This window comes from Lachnoanaerobaculum sp. Marseille-Q4761, from assembly GCF_017565785.1.
In the GTDB taxonomy this organism is placed as follows: Bacteria; Bacillota; Clostridia; order Lachnospirales; family Lachnospiraceae; genus Lachnoanaerobaculum.
In genome coordinates, this window is the sequence record NZ_JAGEKB010000001.1 from 355,841 (window position 1) to 378,262 (window position 22,422).

General features: G+C 37.4%; 15 protein-coding genes. 1 reads left to right on the forward strand and 14 read right to left on the reverse strand.

All coding sequences use genetic code 11. The annotated features are described in order from the left end of the window. Positions 1–3 precede the first annotated feature (3 nt). The 11 genes from J4O15_RS01675 to J4O15_RS01725 form a co-directional block, all read right to left on the reverse strand. Positions 4–1,119 carry an efflux RND transporter periplasmic adaptor subunit gene (locus tag J4O15_RS01675; RefSeq protein ID WP_208099443.1) on the reverse strand — a complete coding sequence of 372 codons (1,116 nt, stop codon included), beginning with the start codon at positions 1,117–1,119 and terminating at the stop codon, positions 4–6. Between the two features lie 407 nt (positions 1,120–1,526). Beyond that, positions 1,527–1,811 (reverse strand): PF20097 family protein, encoded by a 285-nt coding sequence (locus J4O15_RS01680; protein WP_208099444.1) that lies wholly within the window; start codon positions 1,809–1,811, stop codon positions 1,527–1,529. Positions 1,812–1,926: 115 nt separating this feature from the next. Beyond that, positions 1,927–2,199, reverse strand: coding sequence for a PF20097 family protein (locus tag J4O15_RS01685; protein WP_009219851.1), 273 nt, complete (start codon positions 2,197–2,199; stop codon positions 1,927–1,929). Positions 2,200–2,370: 171 nt separating this feature from the next. After that, a complete protein-coding gene (gene fucO, locus J4O15_RS01690) occupies positions 2,371–3,519 on the reverse strand; it encodes a lactaldehyde reductase (protein ID WP_208099445.1) in 1,149 nt (382 codons plus the stop codon). Positions 3,520–3,558: 39 nt separating this feature from the next. Next, entirely contained in the window at positions 3,559–3,990 is a 432-nt protein-coding gene (locus J4O15_RS01695; protein ID WP_208099446.1) for an RbsD/FucU family protein, read from the reverse strand. Positions 3,991–3,999: 9 nt separating this feature from the next. Then, positions 4,000–5,121, reverse strand: a complete 1,122-nt coding sequence (locus tag J4O15_RS01700) for an ABC transporter substrate-binding protein (RefSeq protein WP_208099447.1) — start codon at positions 5,119–5,121, stop codon at positions 4,000–4,002. Between the two features lie 10 nt (positions 5,122–5,131). Beyond that, on the reverse strand, positions 5,132–6,106 hold the full coding sequence (locus tag J4O15_RS01705; protein ID WP_009219855.1) for an ABC transporter permease: 975 nt from the start codon (positions 6,104–6,106) through the stop codon (positions 5,132–5,134). Further along, positions 6,103–7,602: a sugar ABC transporter ATP-binding protein gene (locus J4O15_RS01710; RefSeq protein ID WP_009219856.1), complete on the reverse strand. Its 1,500-nt coding sequence runs from the start codon at positions 7,600–7,602 to the stop codon at positions 6,103–6,105. The genes J4O15_RS01705 and J4O15_RS01710 overlap by 4 nt, the downstream gene beginning before the upstream one ends. A 12-nt stretch (positions 7,603–7,614) precedes the next feature. Beyond that, positions 7,615–8,274, reverse strand: coding sequence for an L-fuculose-phosphate aldolase (locus J4O15_RS01715; RefSeq protein WP_208099448.1), 660 nt, complete (start codon positions 8,272–8,274; stop codon positions 7,615–7,617). 54 nt (positions 8,275–8,328) lie between these two features. Further along, the gene (locus J4O15_RS01720) at positions 8,329–10,110 is read right to left on the reverse strand and encodes an L-fucose isomerase (protein ID WP_208099449.1); all 1,782 of its coding nucleotides are present in this window, start codon (positions 10,108–10,110) and stop codon (positions 8,329–8,331) included. Between the two features lie 10 nt (positions 10,111–10,120). Then, positions 10,121–11,533 (reverse strand): rhamnulokinase, encoded by a 1,413-nt coding sequence (locus tag J4O15_RS01725; protein WP_208099450.1) that lies wholly within the window; start codon positions 11,531–11,533, stop codon positions 10,121–10,123. Between the two features lie 403 nt (positions 11,534–11,936). Here J4O15_RS01725 and J4O15_RS01730 point away from each other — a divergent pair, with 403 nt between their 5' ends. Then, positions 11,937–12,692, forward strand: coding sequence for a DeoR/GlpR family DNA-binding transcription regulator (locus tag J4O15_RS01730; protein ID WP_208099451.1), 756 nt, complete (start codon positions 11,937–11,939; stop codon positions 12,690–12,692). Between the two features lie 66 nt (positions 12,693–12,758). Here the strand turns inward: J4O15_RS01730 and J4O15_RS01735 are convergent, their stop codons facing one another. From J4O15_RS01735 to J4O15_RS01745, 3 genes are all read right to left on the reverse strand, one after another. Further along, positions 12,759–15,185 carry an IdeS/Mac family cysteine endopeptidase gene (locus tag J4O15_RS01735; protein WP_243761923.1) on the reverse strand — a complete coding sequence of 809 codons (2,427 nt, stop codon included), beginning with the start codon at positions 15,183–15,185 and terminating at the stop codon, positions 12,759–12,761. 149 nt (positions 15,186–15,334) lie between these two features. Beyond that, on the reverse strand, positions 15,335–16,987 hold the full coding sequence (locus J4O15_RS16255; RefSeq protein ID WP_208099453.1) for a glycosyl hydrolase family 18 protein: 1,653 nt from the start codon (positions 16,985–16,987) through the stop codon (positions 15,335–15,337). 830 nt (positions 16,988–17,817) lie between these two features. Beyond that, positions 17,818–22,422 carry a S8 family serine peptidase gene (locus tag J4O15_RS01745; RefSeq protein ID WP_208099454.1) on the reverse strand — a complete coding sequence of 1,535 codons (4,605 nt, stop codon included), beginning with the start codon at positions 22,420–22,422 and terminating at the stop codon, positions 17,818–17,820.

The following is a 22,422-nucleotide window of genomic DNA, read 5'->3' on the forward strand; positions in this document are numbered from 1 at the left end:
CTCCTACTTATTTCCTGCACTTTCTGTTTCTGCATTGCCTACAGTCTCATCTGCACTGCTTTCTACCCCCTCATTTTGAGAGAGCAGTACCTCCGCTCCGTCATAGAGTTCATTGCTCCATGTGGATATTACTTTATCGGAAGTGTTAATTCCATCCTTTATCTCTATATAATCACTGTCATAAATTCCCACATTTACATTTTTCTTTACAGCCTTGCCTTCCCTGTATAAATATATATATGCATCATTTCCCGAATACATCACTGCCGAGATGGGGAGAGTCAACACATTATCAGCCTTGTTCTTTAAAAGTGTAAGCTTTACTTTCATTCCGCTCTGTAATGCTTCTCCCTCAAGGCTTGCCTTTACATCATAAAGTCCTGTTGAGCTTGAGAGTGCATTTGATATTTCGGTTATATTGCCATTGTATTCGGTACCGTTATGTAAAACTTTTATCTGATCACCTGCTTTTAGATGATTTTGAACATCCACCGTTGCTCCGAACTTTACCTCCATTCCGCTATTGCCTGATATAGTCGCTATAGCTGTACTCTGAGCGATCATATCATGTACCTCCACACCTTTGGTCTCCACCACTCCTGAAATAGGCGCTTTAATACTTGTATATGAAGACTGTAAATCATATTGTGACTTGGCAGCCTCGTAGTTTAATGCTGCGGATGTTGCGGCAGATCTTGCCTGTTCAAGTACCTGTGTGGCAACAGCTCCGGTATCTGCCAGTGCCTGAGTTCTTGAAAGTGCTGTAGCGGTATCATTCATAGTGACCTTTGCCGCATCCATCTGAATTTTCAGTGCTGTAAGTGCATCGGAATTTATTGTTGCCAAAACATCTCCGGCATTTACATTATCACCCACATTAAAATTAACCGAAAGCGCCTCACCTCCTACCTTAGGAAATACCGATACGCTTTGAGTAGGGGCGATTGTTCCTATCTGCTCCGTATATATTACTATATTCCTTCTTTCAGGCTCCACCGTCATAACACCCGGTCTGGTATCTGTTACTACCTCCACCTTCTTTGAACCGACAAATCTATATACTGTAAAAGCCACTGCCGCAACAACTATTACAGCTATCACTATTCTCCCTATCTTCATATATTTCTCCATTCTATATATTATTTATGATGCTTATCTGACAGAACTGTTAAATAATAAATTGTACATGTATTATACTACCTTTCAATTTGATATTTAATACTATATTATTTTTACTTTATTATATTTTTATGACTATATTTATGGAAATATAGCTAAACTCCAATTCTAAACAAAACATCAAATGATTCATGCTTTACTTTTTAATAATTTTATATATAAAAGCATACTGCATGATAATACTACATATGATTTATAAAGATGATACCACATAGTACTTTATAATGCAAGGTACTATGTGATATTTTTATTTTAGTATTTTCAAAATGCCGGTACGGATTCTATACTGAATCTTTCTTTAGCAAATCTATATCCAAGTTTTAAAAGAAAAAGTGACATACAAAATGTCAATCAATTTGTATGTCACTGCCATAATCTCTTCTAATATCTCTATTATTTTCCGCAATATCTATTACTACCTTTTCACAACCCCTGCATAAATAAGCGATGCAATATTTACCATAAAAAGGATAGCTTAGTCTTACATTCTTTTTATCCAAGTTTAAAAGCGATTTTAAAAAACCTCTTTTACTGTCTGTATCCCGCCACCAAAGTGAATACCTTGCACCTTCTATTATACCCTCACTCATAGTCTTCCCGCAGTATGGGCATTTTACTTTTGCTTTTTCCATAAATCCTCCCTTACTAAAATATCCTTTTTACTCTACAGGGAAAAGTCCTTGTATAATGAACTTTATCTTTAATATATCTTTTATGATAGAATATATACTGCAAAGCTTCTTACTTTTAAATATCGATTATTATTGTTTTGCACTCTCTGCAAAGATAGGCTATGCACTTCTTCTCATCCCATATTGTGGGATAATACTTACTGGTTAATTCTATTACCTTATCTTCATATTCATCGGCAAAAGGATATAATAAATTCTCATACCATTTACCTTTTTTGCGTTCAGGAATCCACTTAATATCATGAGATGAACGTCCTTTACCTCTGGGGATTTCTCCCCTTTCCATGATCTTTCCGCAGTATGGGCATCTTTTATTAAAGTTTTCCATATAGCCTCCATTTTTCATTTAAGTACATATCTCTTTTCTATAGTACACTGTACTATATAGGCATATAAATGTAAATATAACATTATAATAAGTAAAACCAAAAAAGGACATATACTCTCCCTCAGGTCAGTATACGCCCCTTGCTTTAAAATATTATAAAAGGTAAAAATTTTACATCAAACTAAGGAATAATTCCTTAATCTCCTCAAATTTAGGATCTCTTGGATTACCCGGTCTGCAAGCATCATCCATAGCTGATTGTGATAAGAAATCTACATCCTCAGGTTTTACTATATCTTTCAAATCCTTTGGAATGCCTACATCCTCAGAAAGCTTCTTCACCGCATCCACAGCAGCTTTTTTATACTCCGCTTCGCTCATCTTCTCTGTGCCTTCCACTCCCATAGCTTTAGCTACATCTCTGAGCTTTTCGCCAACTGCATCCGCATTATACTCCATAACTGTAGGAAGAATAATAGCATTTGCTACACCATGAGGTGTATCATATAATGCACCGAGTCCATGTGCCATTGAGTGAACTATTCCAAGTCCACAGTTGGAGAATCCCATTCCTGTAAGATACTGACCGACAGCCATACCTTCTCTTCCCTCAGCTGTGTTCTCTACTGCACCGCGAAGTGACTTAGCTATAAGCTCAATAGCCTTTAAGTTAAACATATCTGTAATTACATTTGCACCCTTTGTAGTATATCCTTCGATAGCATGTGTAAGTGCATCCATACCTGTTGATGCTGTAAGTCCCTTTGGCATACTTGACATCATATCAGGATCTACGAATGCTACTACAGGAATATCATGTGGATCTACACATACAAATTTTCTTTTCTTCTCTACATCTGTAATAACATAATTGATTGTAACCTCTGCCGCTGTACCTGCTGTAGTAGGTACTGCAAATATCGGAACGCTTGGATTCTTTGTCGGTGAAAGTCCTTCAAGACTTCTAACATCTTCAAACTCAGGGTTTGCAATGATTATACCGATAGCCTTAGAAGTATCCATCGATGAACCTCCACCGATAGCAATTATATAGTCTGCTCCTGATTTTTTAAAAGCCTCTACTCCGCTTTGAACATTTTCAATTGTCGGATTTGCCTTTATATCAGAATAAATTTCATACTCAAGTCCCTCTTTATCAAGTAAATCGGTAACCTTTTTTGTTACATTGAATTTAACCAAATCAGGATCGGAACAAACAAAAGCCTTTTTGAAACCTCTAAGCTTTGCTTCCTCTGTAACACTTAAAATAGCACCTTTTCCATGATAAGATATTTCATTTAATATAATTCTGTTAGCCATAATGAATCCCCCTATTATCCGCTACTATGTTGACTGATACTATACAACACCCTTTTGCAACATTATATTACCATAGAGTGCTTTTTCTGATGTAGCAATGATTAAGTATGTACTTCTTGCTTCCTCGTAAAATTTAAATCTTTCGATACTGCCTATTACATCTTTTCTGGCATCATATTTTGATACTATTTCTTTAAACTCATCCCAAATAGGTGTTTCTACAGTATCTCCCGGTACCTTTTCCATGATTTTAACAGGATGTTCATCATATGTATCAAGTGGAAAAACCTTTAATACGGCATCCAATATCTCACATACACCATGACCGTCCATTCTTATGATATGGGCATTCTTCCCCACACTATGTGTGGGGAAATTGCCGTCTGCAATGACAAGTCTGTCTGAATGGCCCATTTCACAAAGGTATTTCAAAAGTTCGGGTGAAATTATTTCAGGTATACCTTTTAGCATAACCGCCTCTTATTCGTATAAACATGGAGCGATCTTAGGATCTTCCATATTGTCCTTTGTATACCATAATGCACCTGTATCAACATCTGATACGCTCTCGCCGTTTGCTGCCTTTACTGCAAGCTCAACTGCCTTATAACCGATTTGAACAGGATCCTGTGTTACGCTACCTGCAAATAAACCGTCTTTGATTGCCTGAAGCTGCTTCTTACCTGCGTCAAATCCTACTGCAACAACCTTACCCTCACCGATCTTATCAAGACCTTCATTAGCTGTGATGATAGCATTTGCTGCAAACTCGTTTGAACCGTAGATTGCGATAAGGTCTGACTTCTCTAAGATAGCTGATGCAACAGCTGCACCGTCTGCATCCTTAACTTCTGCAGGTATACCTACATCGATAACAACAGGTGCTCCTGCCTTCTCCTTCTTTAAGCTGTCATGTCCTTCAACTGAAACTTTGTCTTCTCCAACAAGCTTTGTCATCTCCTCAACGAAGCCCTTTGTTCTCTCAACGATTGACTGTGAGTTTGACTCCTGAGCAACAACACCGATTCTAACTGTACCTGAAGCACCTTCAATCTTATCTTTGATAAGCTCATATGTCTCTTTAGCTGCTAACTGTCCTGCTACAAGGTTGTTTGTAGATGCATTAGCCTTGATAGCTCCTGCCGGTGCATCCGGAACACCTGAGTCAAATCCGATTATCGGGATGCCTGCATCCATTGCTGTCTGGATTGAACCTAAACTTGCCTGTGTGTCAAGTGCTGCAAAACAAATAGCTGTTGGCTTCTGTGCAATAGCTGCATCCAAATACTCGATCTGCTGTGCGATTGCCGACTCATTATCAGGTCCCTGGAATGATACCTCAACACCTAAATCTGTACCTGCCTGCATTGCACCCTTCTCTACAGCCTTCCAGAACTGATGCTGGAATCCCTTAGCGATAACGTTAATCTTCTTTCCGTCTGCGCTTGCCTCTGCCTTTGTCTCCTCCGCCTTTGAGCTGTCTGCCTGTGCCGCTGTTGTCTTTTCAGCCTCACTTGAACCGCTGCTTGATCCTCCGCCGCATGCAACAAGTGACATTGCCATCAAACCTGCCACTGCAACTGCTAACATTCTTTTTTTCATAATTTTCTCCTTATCCCTTTCTTTTTCTATTTAAGATATCCATATACACAGCGAATACTAATATGATTCCTGTGATAAAGAGCTGATAATGTGACTGTACTCCGATATATGGGAAACCGATCTTAAGTACTGTCATTATAAATACACCAATAATTGTTCCAACTATTGATCCTACACCACCTGAAAGTGATGTACCTCCGATAACTACTCCCGCAATAGCATCAAGCTCAAATCCGTTACCTGTATTCGGCTGTGCTGTTGAGAATACCGCTACATATGCAAGTCCTGCAAGTGCTGCGAAAACACCTGAGAATACATAAGCCATTGTTTCATATTTTTTTACATCAATACCTGAAAGTCTTGTAGCTTCCTTGTTTGAGCCTATTGAAAGTATATATCTTCCAAGTCTTGTCTTATTAAGAACTACTGCCATTACAATAGCACATATTGCTAAAAGAATAAACCCTGTCGGGAAATTCTTTGGAAGGATACCGCCATCCTTTGTAACCATGAATATTTCTCTAAACCATGCACCTGCACTGTCACCCTGTGGGAATGAGATAGTCTTTGTCTTTGATACGATTGAACCGAGTCCTCTTGAAACCATCATGGTTCCAAGTGTGGCTATAAACGCCGGCAACTCAAAATGTGATACCAAAATACCGTTTATAAGTCCAAATACAGCACCAACCAAGAGCATTATCAATATAACAATAAACATCGGGGTTCCTTTTTCCATAAAGGTTCCGCCTATAAGTGCGGCACATATTGCAACTGTACCTATTGACAGGTCGATACCGCCTGTGGAAATAACAAAGGTTACTCCTATCGCCATAAAAGCTACATAATATGCTGATTTTGAAATATTAGTAAATGTTGTAGCCTGTAAAAACTTATCCGTTAACAGTGAAAACACTATACATATTACTACCAGTGCAGCTATAACTACCGCCTGCTGATTTGAAAAAAGCTTTTTTAGGTTCATTTTCCCCCCTGTCTATTAGTCGCACATGTCATAATTCCCTCCTGACTAGCCTCAGATATGTCAAGACATCCTGTTATTCTGCCCTCACACATTACTACGACTCTGTCACTCATTCTTAGTACTTCCGGCAATTCTGAAGAAATCATTATTATTGATTTTCCCTCTTTGACCAATCTTTCCATTAAATCATATATTTCGCTCTTTGCACCTACGTCAATACCTCTTGTAGGTTCATCAAATATCAGTATTTCAGAATCTTTTACCAGCCACTTGGCAATAACCACCTTCTGCTGATTACCACCTGAAAGTTTCTTTATAATCTGTGAAACACCGGGTGTTTTGGTCTTCAATTCTTTAACATACTTTTCACTGACAGTTTTTGACTTTGCACCGTCAATGAAGAGCCCCTTTGTGAACTTTTCAAGTGAAGATATACAAGTATTTTCCTCTACGGATTTATCTACAAGAAGTCCGAATCTTTTTCTGTCCTCTGACAAATATCCGATACCTGCATTAACAGCATCCTTTGTAGACTTTATACTTACTTCCTTGCCATGAATAAATATCTTACCTGAATCCATAGGATCCGCACCGAATATAAGTCTTGCAACCTCCGTTCTGCCCGCACCCATAAGTCCTGAAAATCCAAGTATTTCACCTTTTCTAAGTTCAAAGGAAACATCCTTTACATGCTTGCCCCTGTTTAGATTTTCACATTTAAGAACAACTTCCGCATCGGCACCGACATCGGATTTGGTCTTCGGCTCCATAAATACAGTTCTTCCAACCATCATCTTTATGATATCATCCTTGGTACATTCCTTTGTAACCAAAGTGCCGACATACTCTCCGTCTCTCATGACAATAACCTTGTCGGAGATAACATTGATTTCATCCATTCTGTGTGAGATATAAATTATTCCGGTACCCTTATCTCTTAAATCATTTATAACTTTGAAAAGTTCTTCAATCTCAGAGTCTGTAAGAGCTGCTGTAGGCTCGTCAAATACTATGACTTTCGCATTTGTTGAAATAGCCTTTGCAATCTCGACCATCTGCTGCTTTCCTACAGTAAGGTTTCCTATCTTTACATTAGGATTTATATCTACATTTAATCTCTCAAATAATTCTTTGGCATCTTCTACCATCTTAGCATCATCAATCAAGAAGCCTTTTTTTCTTTCTTTTCCGATGAAAAGATTCTGTGCCACTGTCAAATCATTCATCATATTAAGCTCCTGATGAACAATTGCAATGCCTGCCTCCTCGGATTCCGATACCGACTTATACTCAACCTCTTTTCCTTCAAAGGTTACAGTACCCTCATCCTTAGAATATATACCGGTTAAAATCTTCATAAGAGTGGATTTTCCGGCACCGTTTTCACCCATCAGTGCCACTACCTCACCCTTATTAAGTTCAAGTTCCGCATTTTTAAGTGCAACAACTCCGGAGAAAGATTTCTTTATATTTTTCATTGTAAGTAATGCTGACATAAAATCTCCCTCCTATTTATCTTTAACACTAACCCTCTGACCATATGTCTTAAACTTCTCCGCCATTAAAGTCATTTCCTCATGAGGCAGTATTACCGGCTCACCGATAGCCTTTGCCTTGGTATAAACCTCAGCGCAGTACTCTATTTCTTCTATAATATTAAAAGCGTTAAGAAGATCATTGGCACCTGCAAGTATTCCATGATTTGCCAATATAACCGCTTTTCTGTCTTTCATAGCTTCAAAAGCATTTTTTGCAAGTTCAGGGCTTCCGTATGTAGCATACTCAGCCACTCTTACATTCTCACCTGCTACGGCAATCATATAATGAGTTGCAGGAAGTTCCTGTCTTAAACATGCCATAACTGTTGCATACATTGTATGAGCATGAATCACAGCATCGATATCATCTCTATACTTGTATGGCATTACATGCATTGCCCACTCTGATGAAGGAACTCTGTTTCCTTCTATCACATTACCGTCCACATCTATGATAACAATATCCTCAGGCTGTATTTCAAAGAAATCTATTCCTGAAGGAGTGATTGCAACATGTCCGTTTTTTCTGTCAAATATACTTAAGTTACCGCCTGTACCCTTGGTAAGACCTGCTTGTACCAATTTCTTTCCGTACTCTATTAAAAGCAGTCTTTCCTTCTCCATCAACATAATCTTTCCCCTTTACTATAAAGAGGGCATTTACTGCCCTCCTGTATTTGATTTTTATTTATAAAGCGGACCATAGTAAGCACATGCTCTGTAGTCCTGTCCCTCTAAATCAGCTGTACCAAATCCGTTAAATGAATGTGGTCTGAATATTCTCTCTTCCTCTACATTGTGGAATGCTACAGGTATTCTAAGCATTGAAGCCAATGTAAGAAGTCTGTCTCCTACATGTCCCTCTACTGTTGCACCATGGTTTGCACCCCATTTTGCCATAACATTGTATACCGAATCTACCGCACCTACGCCGATTTTTGGGGCAAACCATGTTGTTGGCCAAGTCTTGCTTGTTCTCTCGTCAAGTATTCTATGTACATCTTCATCAAGTACACAGGTATGTCCTTCTATTACCTGAAGTGTAGGTCCTACACCCTCAACAATATTTACTCTAATCATTGTTACAGGCATCTCTGCTGATGTCTTAAAATGTGATGAGAAACCGCCACCTCTAAAATACTCATAATCGGCTCTACACCAGTCTGTAGCTTCGCAGCAAGCCTTGATATCTTCATCAGTAAGATTCCACCATTCCTTCATGGTTCCTTTACCGTTCTCATCCTTAGCGGCAGCACTTGCATCAAGACAGCTTGCACCTGAGTTGATAAGGTGGATAATACCGTTCTTAGCATATCCGCTAAGTTCCTTACCGCTTACTCTCTTTACAGCATCCGGTGACCAGTATGTTCTAACATCTGAGAAGATTGGAGCCTTTCCTGTAGAAAGCCATCCGAACATCATGGCAACACCGTTTAATGTATCATTCTCTGTTGCAAATGGAGTAGGCATCTTCTTACCGTTCCAGTCAAATCCTGAAGCCATAATAGCCTCTGTAAAGTCTGCATTAGGAAGCCAGTCTGTCCACATTCTCTGTCCCTGGAATCCGCCTGAGATACCGTTTCTTCCAAGTGATTCCTCATGCCAACCCATCTTTGCAAGCTTCGGATTTCCTTCTAAGATATCTCTTACTACCATTGCATGCTTTACGCAGAATTCCCACTGCTTGTCATCTTCAATATATCTTGACTTCTTGATTATCTCAGGGAAGTCCTTACCTGCATTGATGTCCATACCTTCTTTGCAGTATTCCTTTACCCATGCAAGAGCTCTTTCAAACTCTTCATGGTCGTAGATACCAAGTGTAATTCTTCTAAGAACCTCTGTCATATCTACCCACTCGGTTCTCATTCCGAGATACTTCTGTAAGAAATCTACATTTACAACACTGCCTGCAATACCCATGGATACCGCACCGATATTTACATATGATTTATTCTTCATTACACCTACAGCCACAGCCGCTCTTGCAAAGTCTAAAATCTTCTTTGCCACATCTGCTGTTATAGTTGTATCGTCCTTATCCTGAACTTCCGTTCCATAGATTGAGAATGCCGGAAGTCCCCTCTGTGCATATGCAGCCATAACTGCCGCAAGATAAACCGCACCCGGTCTTTCTGTTCCGTTAAATCCCCATACAGCCTTGATTGTATTAGGGTTCAAATCCATTGTCTCTGTTCCGTAGCACCAGCATGGTGTAACTGTAAGAGTTCCTATTACATTCTGATTTGCAAAGAACTCTTCACAAACAGCAGCCTCGGCACCTCCTCCGATGGTTGTTGGAGATATTACTACCTCTACCTTTTCTCCGTCAGGATATCTGAGGTTATCTTCTATAAGCTTAGCCGCTCTTTTTGCCATGTTCATTGTCTGTTCTTCAAGGGACTCTCTAACGCCGCCCCATCTGCCGTCGATTGTAGGTCTGATTCCTATCTTTGGATGATTCATATTTCCCTCCTTATTTTGAATCTATTCTTTTTATCTCACATGATCCTAAGATCAATTCAATACCTGTTTTTAAATCACTTACTTCCTTCAAATGTAGTAATGAAAGAAGTATATTTCCAAGGGCTGAACTCTCATAAGGTCCCGCCTTTACCTCTACCCCCATTTTATCTGCGATCATAGATGTAAGTACGCTTGACTTGGCACCGCCCCCGATGATATGGATTTTCTTAAAACTCTTATTTAAAATCTTTTCAATATCGGCTTTTACTTCCATATATTTTGCTACCATGCTCTCATAAATAACGGCAAAGTAGTCAAAATCATCTTCGGGAGTATCGCCGCCCTGATTTTTTATAAAGTTATCAATTTCACTCTTTACATCAATACTTTCTTTTGCAAAAACTTCAGCATCCATATCTATGAGTGAAAGCTTTTTATTCAATTTGTTTACATAATCACTGATTTCATCAAATGGTATCTTTCTGCCAAGTTTACTTTCAAGCTGTGCTTTATATTTTTCCAAAAGATAAAGTCCTGTGATATTCTTAAAGAACATAGGCTTTGAGTCAAATCCCAACTCATTGGTAAGACTGTTCTCATACGCTTCTTCATTTATGATACATTTATCTACTACACTTCCTATCAGTGACCATGTACCGCAGCTTAAAAACATACTGTCCTCATCAAGGAAACTGTCGGTCATTAAAAGTGCACTTGCAGTATCATGTGTACATACAGGTATCACATCTATTGATAAAGCTCTAAGTTCCTCTATTTTTGAATCCTTTGTATTTCCTGATATTTCTGTTGCCTTTACAATCTCCGGAACCAGACTCTTTTTAAGTTCAAGCTTTTCAAATATAGTATCTGAAACCTTTCTCTGCCCCATATCATAGAGTCCTGTTGTAGACCAGATAGTTTCTTCACCTATCTTCTTTCCTGTAAGCATATAAAAAATCAGATCGGGCATCATAAGCATCTTATCCGCCTTTTCATATATATCAGGATTAAGTTTCTTTAATGTAAGAAGCTGAAATATTGTATTTATAGTCATTATCTGATTTCCGCTGTTTTTAAATATCTCAAGCTCACTTATCTTTTCCTTAGCTTCTTCTCTTCCTATAGAATACTTTTCATCTCTATAGGAAAACGGAGTATCTATAAGTTCTCCTTTTGCATCAATCACTCCGAAATCAACTCCCCATGTATCAATACCTATACATGAAACATCTTTGTTTTCTATGATTGTGCTTACTATTTTTTCCAAAATAGCTTTAAAATCCCAGTACAGTCTGCCGTCTTTTTCTTTTATACTGTGGGACATTCTCATAACTTCCTCTGTTATAAGCTTCCCTCCCTCAATATATCCGACAATACCTCTGATGGAAGTTGCTCCCATATCGAAAGCCAATACCTTGTTCATACTTCACCAACTTTCAATAATAAAATCGATAATCTTTCAGACATATCTCTTACCCCCTGTCAAAACACAAACCTTTTTCAATTTATTTATGCTGAAAATTTATTCACAAACCCTTTTAGCAATCGCTACATTTTATATGAAAAATTATCAGTATTTTTGATTATTTCACTTGTTTTTGTTTTTAATTTTCATATATCTAAAATATTACCGAAAATGTTTTTCAGTGAATACAATATAACATATTTAATAATAAAAATATATATATGAATATATTCTTGAATACTTTTTTTTATTTTATGATATAATGTTCATGTGTGAATTTTTTTGTTCAACCCTGTGACAGCTTGCCCCTAAACTGTTGCTTAAAGAGGGCAACTGTATAATAAAAGTAAGAGGATTATTTATGGATTCGAATGGAAGAAAACAGCAGATATTGGATGTTTTAAATAAGTGCAATGGGATATCAACCATAGACAGCCTATGCCAAAGAATTTTTGCTTCACGCTCTACTGTAAGGCGGGATTTGATTGCACTTGAAGAGGAGGGAATAGTAAAAAGATCTCATGGCTATGTCTCCGTGATAGTGAAGTCTGCCAATGAAAGCCCTATCGGTATGAGAAGGATTGAAAACCTTGATAAAAAGCAGCTTATCGCCGGCAAGGCAGCCCAGCTTTTAAAGGACGGCATGGTGATATTTTTGGACTCATCATCCACTGTTTGCCAGCTGGCACCGCTTCTTAAGCTAAGGCATAATATCACTATTATTACCAATGGTATAAATATAGCAAATGAACTCTCAAATGCGCAGGATTTAAAATGTTTCCTCTGCCCCGGAGTGTTAAAGCATAAGAGTCTTTCCATTGTTGGAGAATTTGCTTCAAGTTTTATCAAAAATTTTAATGCGGAACTTGCCATTATTTCATGCAAAGCTATCAACACCAAGGGAATATTTGAGGGTGACGACTCTCAGGGGCTTGTAAAAAAGAGCATGATAGAAAATGCAAATAAAACTGTGCTTCTTTGTGATAATACCAAGGAAGAGGCAGGAGGATTTTTTAAGTTGTCCGATTTTAGAGATATTGACGCCTTGGTTTCAAATGGAAACTTTTCTCCCGAACTGGATGAGATACTGGCAAATAATATAAAGAGGATAATATAATTTTGTATAATAAAAGGTCTGAATCCATATCACAAGATTTCTTGTGTAAGATTCAGACCTTTATTTTTATCTGAAATAATCATTCCATTGATTTGTTCCAAGGTAGAGGATATGAAGATATCCTACAGCGGCACCCGCCGACTTGTCGGTAATATTTGTGGATACCTTTGCTATTCCGCCCATATTGCGAACCTCATAGCGTTTCATTCCAACATTGCTTTCATCCTGATCATCCGAGTCACTGACATATACGGCTTTTAACTTTCCGTTTAAATCATACTCGGCACCCCATAAGGTTACTATATGATTATTTCTTGAAAATACCTTATGAGATAAACCGACCAAACCGCCTCTTCCAAGTTCAAGCTTAAGATCCTCACTTAAAGATTCATAGCGCCCTCCATAAGTACGGTCTGTAAGTTTTTTCTCCTTAAATACATCATAGAAAAATCCGCCATTATTATCAGGAACCAAATCATCCCTTTCTATATTGGTAGCACCGCTAAGTTTAGGTGTATATCCGTTTATAAATAAATCCACTAAAAGATCGGTGTAAAAACCTCTCTCATTATAGCCGTACAAAACTTTATAAAGTTCAAATATTTTACTCTCTTCCTGACTTTCAAAAGAAGCCTTTAAATCTGATAGTTGTCTGTTGGCGTGTATGATATCTCCGTTTTTTACTATATAATTGTCAACATTTTCAATATTTTGATCAAACCACCAATGCAGCATATTTGATGCTACCGCAGCGAAGCAAAGATTCTTATCTATATCAATATTTCCCCCGCTTCTTGTTTTGTTAACATCATACCACCCGTCTCCGCTTGAAAACGGGGCTTTATAGCTTACATAGGTGTCTGAACCGCCCTGTGTTATCTCCTTATGAAAATCTCCGCCTTCTCCCATAACCGGTCCGTTTATACCCTTTGCCCATATTATGGTTCTGATTTCTCCATCTTCATTGGTATACTGTACAACATTGTCATTCTCCGGTGTAATCAAAGAATCATTTATCCTCTGAGCCTTATCCTCGGCACTCTCCTCATTCTTATTTGGCTGCTCCTGTGTATCAGGTTGTGTAGGATTTTCTGTATTACCTGATACAGGTGGCTGAACTGTATTGTTATTTTCCTCTGTGGAAGGAGGGGTGTTGCCCTCATTATTTGCACCCGGATTTTCCTCTCCTGCATTATTTTGTCCTGAATTATTGCCGGTATTATTTTCGTTTGCGGAATTATCTGATTCCGTGCCGCTTTGATTTGGCGTGTTGCCTGCATTACTTTGATTTGAAGTATTGCCGTTGTTATTTTCGTTTGCTGAATTATCTGATTCCGTACTGCTTTGATTTGGGGTAGTGCCGGTATTATTTTGCCCCGAATTATTTCCGGTATTATTTTCATTTGCAGAATTATTTGATTCCGTGCTGCTTTGATTTGGGGTAGTGCCGGTATTACTTTGCCCTGAAGTATTGCCGTTTTGATTGTGAGCATTATTTGAATTGTTTTCCGCTTTATCATCAGAAGTATTATTACCAATCTCCCTTGGTGCGGATTTGTTGGAGGTATTATCTTCTCCATTCAGGTTTTTATTGACGGTATTATCAAATCTTTTTTGGCTGTTATTTGGCAGTTGCTTATTGCTGTCAGAAATTTTATTATCTGTAGTCCTTGAATTTTCGGTACGGATATTTCCATTCAAACTTTCTGTTATATTTGAACCTGAATTCTGTGCGGCATTTCCGACCTGACTTTCTATCTTTTTATCTTTATTTATCTCGTGGATATTTCCTATATTTGAGTTTTCCTCTCTGCTTGAATCGCCACCCAAGCTTTCACTCCTGCTTGAACCGCTGCCGGAACTTCCACCTCTGCTTGAACCACTACCCGAGCCTCCACTCCTACTTGAACCACTGCCGGAACTTCCTCCTCTTCCCGAGCTCCCGCCTCTGCTTATGCCACCACCGGAGCTTCCTCTGCCCGAGCTTCCTCCTCTACTTGATTCTCCGCTTGAGCTTTTGCCTACGCTACCTGAATTGCTGCCTTTACCGCCTGCTTTTTTAGCTGCATTGGTTATGCCGCCTGATGTACTTATTCCTTTTCCGTTTTCATAATGCTGTGTCCCGTTTTCATTTATCCATCTGCCGGTAAAGTCAATCTTATATCCGTCTATCACTGTATTTGCACGCATTTTGCCAAAGGTATCCTTATTACTTCCTTCAAAATAATAACAATATCCGTCAATCCACTGCCAACCTGATAAAAGCACACCCTCATTGCCGTTTTTACTGCTGTCTAAGAAATACCAGTTATTGGAAGCATCCTGAAGCCAACCTGTTTTTAAGCTTCCGTCCTCATTAAAAAAATACCAGTTATTATTTATCTGTTGCCATGCTTTTAAGGTCTTATTTTCCTTATAATATTTCCAGTTATTATTCTCCAGTTTCCATCCTTCTACGCCTGCATAGGCATTAAATGAAAACAATATTGACATTGTGAGTCCTAAAAAAGCTGGACTCCCATTAAACTTTTTCATTGTATTACCCTTTCATTATAAAAATGACGCAAAAAAACAGCCATTATATATGACTGATTTTTGCATATCCATATTATGATACTACATATTTTAATAAATATCCATTATTATTTAAATGATATTATATCCCAGATTTCTTTCGGCTCAAGTCCAAGTTTCCAGACTGCCACTCCCGCCAAATCAGCTTCCTTAACAGCCTCCATTTTCAGAGTCATGGAACGCTCATCTTCCATCCATATATATTTGGTGGCATTTCCTATAGTAGTATGTCCCACATACTGACCTACTTCATCATCCCAGGTTAAGTTTACATTGTTCTCCTTAACCCATTTAGTTGCACCATTGATTCCAAGTGCGCTTGAACTTAATTTTGAATTCTCCCTAGTCCAAACTCTTGTATATGTAGGTACTGCATTTATAAGCTTTTCCTTAGGCACTTCAGCCAAACTGTCTGTAATAGAATTCTTTACAAAATCTATAGATGCACTGCTGCCCTCGTCAGATCCGCTGTAATGTTCGTCATAGCCCATATTTATCACATAATCCACAACCTCAGCCAGTTTAGCTCTTTCATAGTACATATTGTAGGATGCCGGAATAGGCACATCCACACTCAATACCAGTCCATTATTTCTGCAGGAAACCGAAAGTTCTCTTATAAATTGAATAAAATGCGGTGCATTATCCTGAGTCAATGACTCAAAGTCTATATTTATACCGTCAAATCCATATGCCTTGGCATCATTCATCAAGTTTTTAATAAGGTTTTTCCTGTTTTCAAAAGATGATAAAATCTTTAATGTACTTATATCCTTACTGAAATTATCAATAAGCGGCCATACCTGCAAGCCCTTTTTATGTGCGGCATCCACATAGTCCTTTGCTGCTATGGAAGTATAATTCCCCTTATTATCGGATAGTTTAAACCATGTGGGTGATATTACATTCATTCCGTTTGTATTATTAACCACATCCGCTAAATTGGCATTTGCCGCAACTGTTGTGACCTGATGCCACCCGAGCACCACCTTCTCATCCATAGATATGGATGTATACTGAGGCTTTGTAAAACCGCTGACTCTCTCCATTTCTTTAAAGTTTTTCAAGCGATTCTTTTTTACATATCCTAATGAACCGTTCCTTGTAAGAACCCTATACCAATTGTCATTTTGTTCCACTATAATTACGGTATCATCCTTATTTAACTCGACATTTTCTATACTTGCGGATCTTTTGCTTGCATCCGCTCTAAGTACCGACTTTGACTTCACTTCGGCTTCTTCATATTTGCCATATCTGTTATTTATATATACTTTTTTGATATCACCTTCAATAAAACTATCCACCCATATATCAGTATATGCCTTTATCGTTTCTATAGAAATATAGACTTTCCCACCCTCTTCAAGCAAAAGGGGCTTGCCGTTATTATCTGTATTCTCAAAATTTGCATATACTATCTCTGTCGGCAATGTATATGAAAGAAGCTTTTCTCCTTCATTATAATAAAACTTATCATTAAGTATTGATCCCGTCCAATTTAAAGGTATATATACCACTCCGTCTTTATAAATTGCTTTGGCTTTTTGTAAAGAGTAATTATATACAAGTGCTACCTCATCATTCTCAACTTGATATATTTCAGATTCTGTTATCTTATCTTTTGAACTCCCAAAATCATCCATCTTCCCCGATATAAATATAATTCCAAGTATGATACAAAGAACTATCACTATACCAACTATACCTTTTCTCTTCACTTTTCCTCCGTATAAAATAATTTAATCATAAAATCTACACTATTATATACTACAAATATGTATAAATATTTAAGACTATATTTTTATAATCGAAATTTTTCAGATTATGCAAACGGGATTTAGGTGAATTGCTTTCAAAATATTTTTATATTTTCTAAATCCGGAAAATTTTATACTCACATTAAGGTATCAAAAAAACTGCCAAAATATTCCCATATCCTGACAGTTTAACTTACATGACTTTCTATTTTCAATATGTTTTGTATCAATGAGCGGCTACCTAGTAAGCCTTTTCTGTGACACTTTTTCATTGATACTTTGGACTATGGCAATGCCATGTTTTTGATTTTATAACATATATCAGACGGTTTTATAAATATATTGAAAACCTATCTGTTTGCAACTGATATATTCGCTACAACCTGCGTGGGCTTTGCATTAAAGTAGTATTTTCATATATTTTTATATGTATAAAATCAGTTTTTGGATTTCTTGATTGAATAATCATTTAGAATACTATGATTTCCTGCTCCATAGACCGGCAGATAAATATCATAGCTGTTGAATTTTAGATATTTTTGAAATTTAACTTTTATATTGGGGACTTTGATGGCTAAACTATCATTTATAAAAGCTATTTATAAACTGCTCCTTTCTCCGTCTTTAAATAAATTATAAGCTCCTTCCGCTCACACTGCAATAAGGAATTGTTGTTCGGTCGATATATGGCAAGATTGATTGTGCAAAACTTAGATACTTTGTCAAATGTTGGGGTAGGTTTATCTAAAACTTAAAAAGAGAGCCTTAAAGCGGCTCTCTCTTTTCATGTACTAATTATTTTTTGCCCTATAAATATATATGGTCTTTTCCGATTTATTGCCTGCAAGGTCTATCGCACTTATTTTTATACTGTTTTGCCCCTCGTTTAACGGAACTTCTATTTGTTTAACTATCTGTGTAGTATTACCGTCTTTGCTTGCAATATAAGAACTTGAGGACTTATCATCCGTTCCTATAAGTGAATCTCCATTATAAAGGCTTAACTTAAATGAATTATCAAGGGAGCGAATCTTAATATTTACCGTATCGGCATCAAGCCCTCTTTCATATACCTGATAATCTATTACAGGATGTATCTTATCATAGAATAATCTTCTTACTATGCTTGCCGACTTTTTATTTTCAGTGCTTACCTCAACTTTTATATTTACGTTAAATGTTTCAAGTTTTATTTTGCTTTCAAAGGAATAAGCCTCGCCCTTATATATGACCTTTCCGGCTTTTTTATAAACAATATTGCTTTTTACAAGCTCATCTTTACCTATAGTTATAGGACTTAAAAGCTCATTGCCGTCATTATCTACAAGCTTTATTTGCACGCTTTCAACACTGTCATCCTCATCCACATATCCTACAAAACCGGATATATCTATCTCTCCCTCTTTGATGCTTTTGTTTCCAAGTACATCAAAAAACTCAGGTGTTTTAAGAAATACTACCGGATAAGGCTTCTTTTCGGCATTTGACGGACTGGCATCATTATCGGTAATCTCTGAAATACTTTCTTCTTCATCACCAAGATTTTGCTTAGGCTTTCCTTCTCTAAATACCGTTGTTATATCAAAGCTTGTATCCATAGGATTTATTGTAAATTCATAATAAAGATTGTCCTCATCATATTTGAAGTTATATTTTTTAGCCGTTTCAGAGTTTACTCTATTATCAAGAATTATATTTTCTTCAATATTATCATGTTTTAGAGTAAGCTTATGCAAATGAGAACTATCATCTGCCAGCTGTATCTTAATCACCGCTTCCTTTTCTATAAGGCTGTAGGTCATATCATCAAGCTTTATATCATTTACATAAACACTTGCATTATTATTGCTTATATAATCAAAAAAGTTAAGGAAATTAACCTGATTATAATTTCTTTCTCTGACAGCTCCAAGAGTTGTTCTGCTTTTATTATCCATATAGTCAACAGCATCTATAATCATATCTGAAGTGTCGGCAAAATATGGACAGTGCACTTCTATATCCGAGTTTCTGTAACCGTTGGTATAAACATGCACCTCCCCCCTTGAAGTAGGATTATTGGGTACTGCTTCTAAAGGTATATTAAGCTTACCGTCTTCCACCTTTATCAGCTCTTTTCCCTCTCTCACAGGTTCATCCTGAAATCTTATAACAAATGATTTTCCATATCTAATACTTGTATCATCATTATCAGACTGTGCATATCTTATTGACTGCAAATATACATTCTCTATACCTATGCCCTTATCATGAACATTAAATACTATTTCCTTCATATTGCCGTCAATATCATTTACCTGAACTTCATTTGCAGTACTGAGCTTAGGAGCCAAGCTGTCTACTCTTACAGGGAATTTGTAGACCTGCTCTCCACTGCCTCCAACATTATTATTATTAAGTTTCGCCTTAATACAATATATGTATTCCGCACCGTCCTCTACAACATTCCCCCCAAGTTTTCCGTCCCATACAGAATCCGGCATAAACTTAAAACTTTTATTGACTGAAAGTCTGCTAAGTTTCCTTACCTGCTTTGAGACGCCTAAAACTCTTAAAGTTTCCTCCGTCTTAGCATCAAGTATCGAATACTCTATCTGCTCCATATTTCTAAGCGGTGCTATTCTTGCCGCCAAATCAGGATAGTACTTACTGTTCGGTGAAAAATATATCGCATTATCATACAGCGGAAGCTTAAGCATCATACTTGTTCCAAGCATTGAAGAACTGACTCCTGCATTTTTATTTACAAAAAATTGCACATTTCTTTTTGTATTTCCGATTTCCGGAAGTTGGAAGGCATCTATGGCTCTTTGCCTGCTCCAATCTCCGTAAAATCCGAGGAAAGGTATACTAAGGTCGGATACTCCGTCTTTATCCTTAAGACTTATAAAACCTTCTATAAAATTATCCTCTTCCAAGTTTAGAGCATCCGAATAATCCATAGTAAAGTCTATACTTGCGGATGAATGTGCCTCTACACTTATCTCTCTGCTTATATTGGACTCATTGGAGTGTATTATTTCCGATCTTTGAAGTCTGTAAGTACCGTCTGTAGGCTCATAAAGTGCAACTGAATTTATATTATAGCTTTTTGTACTGTCACCGAAGTTTTCAAGTCTAAGTCTTACCTCAAACCTTTTCTCCTTAAGTTCCCTAAGTTCAAGTTTACCGTCAGCTATATTATCATTAGTTCCTTGTGCCCTTACTACTACGGTGGTTTTTAATGCATTCTCAATATTTAGAGCACCGCTTCCTTGCTGTCTTACAAAGTAGGGTATATCTTCAAATATTCCCTCATCCTTTAGAGGAGTTGCGGTATTCATAAGTAAAAGTTTTATAAATTCCGAACTGTTATCGGTTTGTATATTCTTTGCTTTTATATATTGTTTAAGTATGGCTGTGGCTCCCGTTACCTGAGGAGCAGCCATGGAAGTACCGGACATATCCTTATACTTATTATCTTCAATGCTTGAGTATATATGCCCTCCAGGAGCGCTGATCTCCGGCTTGATTCTAAGGTCGGGAGTAGGTCCCCATGAAGAAAACTTTGAAACACTTCCCGCTGCTACATTATCAACATCCGTCATTTCCGTAAATATCTCAGGTCTTAGTGTACTATTTTCCCTGTATTCTTCCATTAACTTATCATAGGTACTTCTTTTTATACGGATACAGGTAAGCTTTCCTGCATTACCCGGAACTTCAAGATTGCCGCCTATCTGCTCAGCCATGCTCCTGTTGTTGTAAAAAACAATGGCAGCAGGTCTTAATGCAGCTATTGCCTCAAGTTTATCCGCAAACCCAAAGGCATCTCTTGCTGTAGGGATTTCAAAAAGTACGAGTTTATCTTCTATATTTTCTTTTTTAATAAGCTCTTGTTTAGCGTTTTTTATATCAAATATAGCCGCACTTATAATTTTTTTCGGATTTTCTCCCTTATGCAGGTCCATTTCCTCATTTACATAGGCACCCCAGCCATCCTTCCATCTTATAGCATACATATGCCTTTTAGTATTTTCCATGGATGCGACTGCTATAGTTCCTTCATTTACTGCCGGATTGGCTATTAAAGCAGTATCGTAATTTTCCTTTAAAGGTTCTACGTTATTTATATTTCCGGCGGTAATATTGCCGTCATTACCGGCAGCAACCGAAACCACTATTCCTGCTTTTCTTGCCTTTTCTATAACCTCATTTTCCGGATAAGCCCTGTTCTCCATTGAAAATCCGGCTGCCGTTCCAAGACTTAGGTTTATTACATCCGCCTTCAATGTTATAGCATCATCCAAGGCTTTTAGCCAAATATCGGTAAATGTTGTAGGATACTCAAGGTCATCTGAAAATACCTTAAGTGCAAGTATTTGTGCATTGGGTGCCACACCGAAAATCTTACTATCATTATCATTGGCGGCAGCTATTCCCGATACATGCATACCATGCATTACACCGAAACTGTTTAGCAAATTTTTATTAAAATCATAATAGTTATAGCCATAAGGTACCTTGTCCGAATAATAAGAGCCTTTTAATCCTTTTTCGGCTATTATCTTTTCTATATCTTCCTTGCTGTACATAGGCTGTACCGATTCATCAAGTCTAAGTGCCTTATGTCTGTAATCTATACCTGAGTCTATTACTGCAATAACACTGCCCTCGCCCTTATAGCCAAGTGTATTCCACGCATATCCCGAACCTATTATACTGCCAGATGACTTAAGATAAGGTCTTTGAAACTCCTGTGATACATACACACTTTTTACTCCGGGGAGTGCTTCTATTTTTTCTATCTCAGTAGCATCGGCACTTAATGATATTCCATTGAATATGGTATCATAATGCCTTACTTCTTTGGCATCCACCTTTATTGCCTCATTTTTTATATCTGTTAAAAGCTTATCCTGGTCTTCTTTTAATTCCTGCTTTTTTTCATCTACAAAGGCTTCATCCAATTTATCATAGTCTATATCTTTATTTATAGCCTCTTCTACCAAGGAGTCCTTATCAAGCTCTATTATAAGTCTCAACTCCTTAGGCTTATTTGCCTCTTTTTCATCATCAGCCTTATCCGAATTTAGTTTCTTATCAGTATCTTTTGTATATTCCGACTTAGCTGCATTTAATTTTTTATCCGTTTCTTCTTCATACTCGGACTTAGATGTATTTAATTTTTTATCCGTTTCTTCTTTATACTCGGACTTAGATGTATTTAGTTTTTCGTCTACATCGTTTTCGTACTCGGACTTAGCTGCTTTTAATTTCTCGTCTGTATCCTTTGCATATTCAGAAACTCTACCCCCATTATTTTGTGCCGCAAAGCCCGGTTTAGCTGTAAAAACTAAAGGGTTTATAAGAAGTACGGCACAAAACAAGGCAAGTTTTTTACTTATCTTATACAT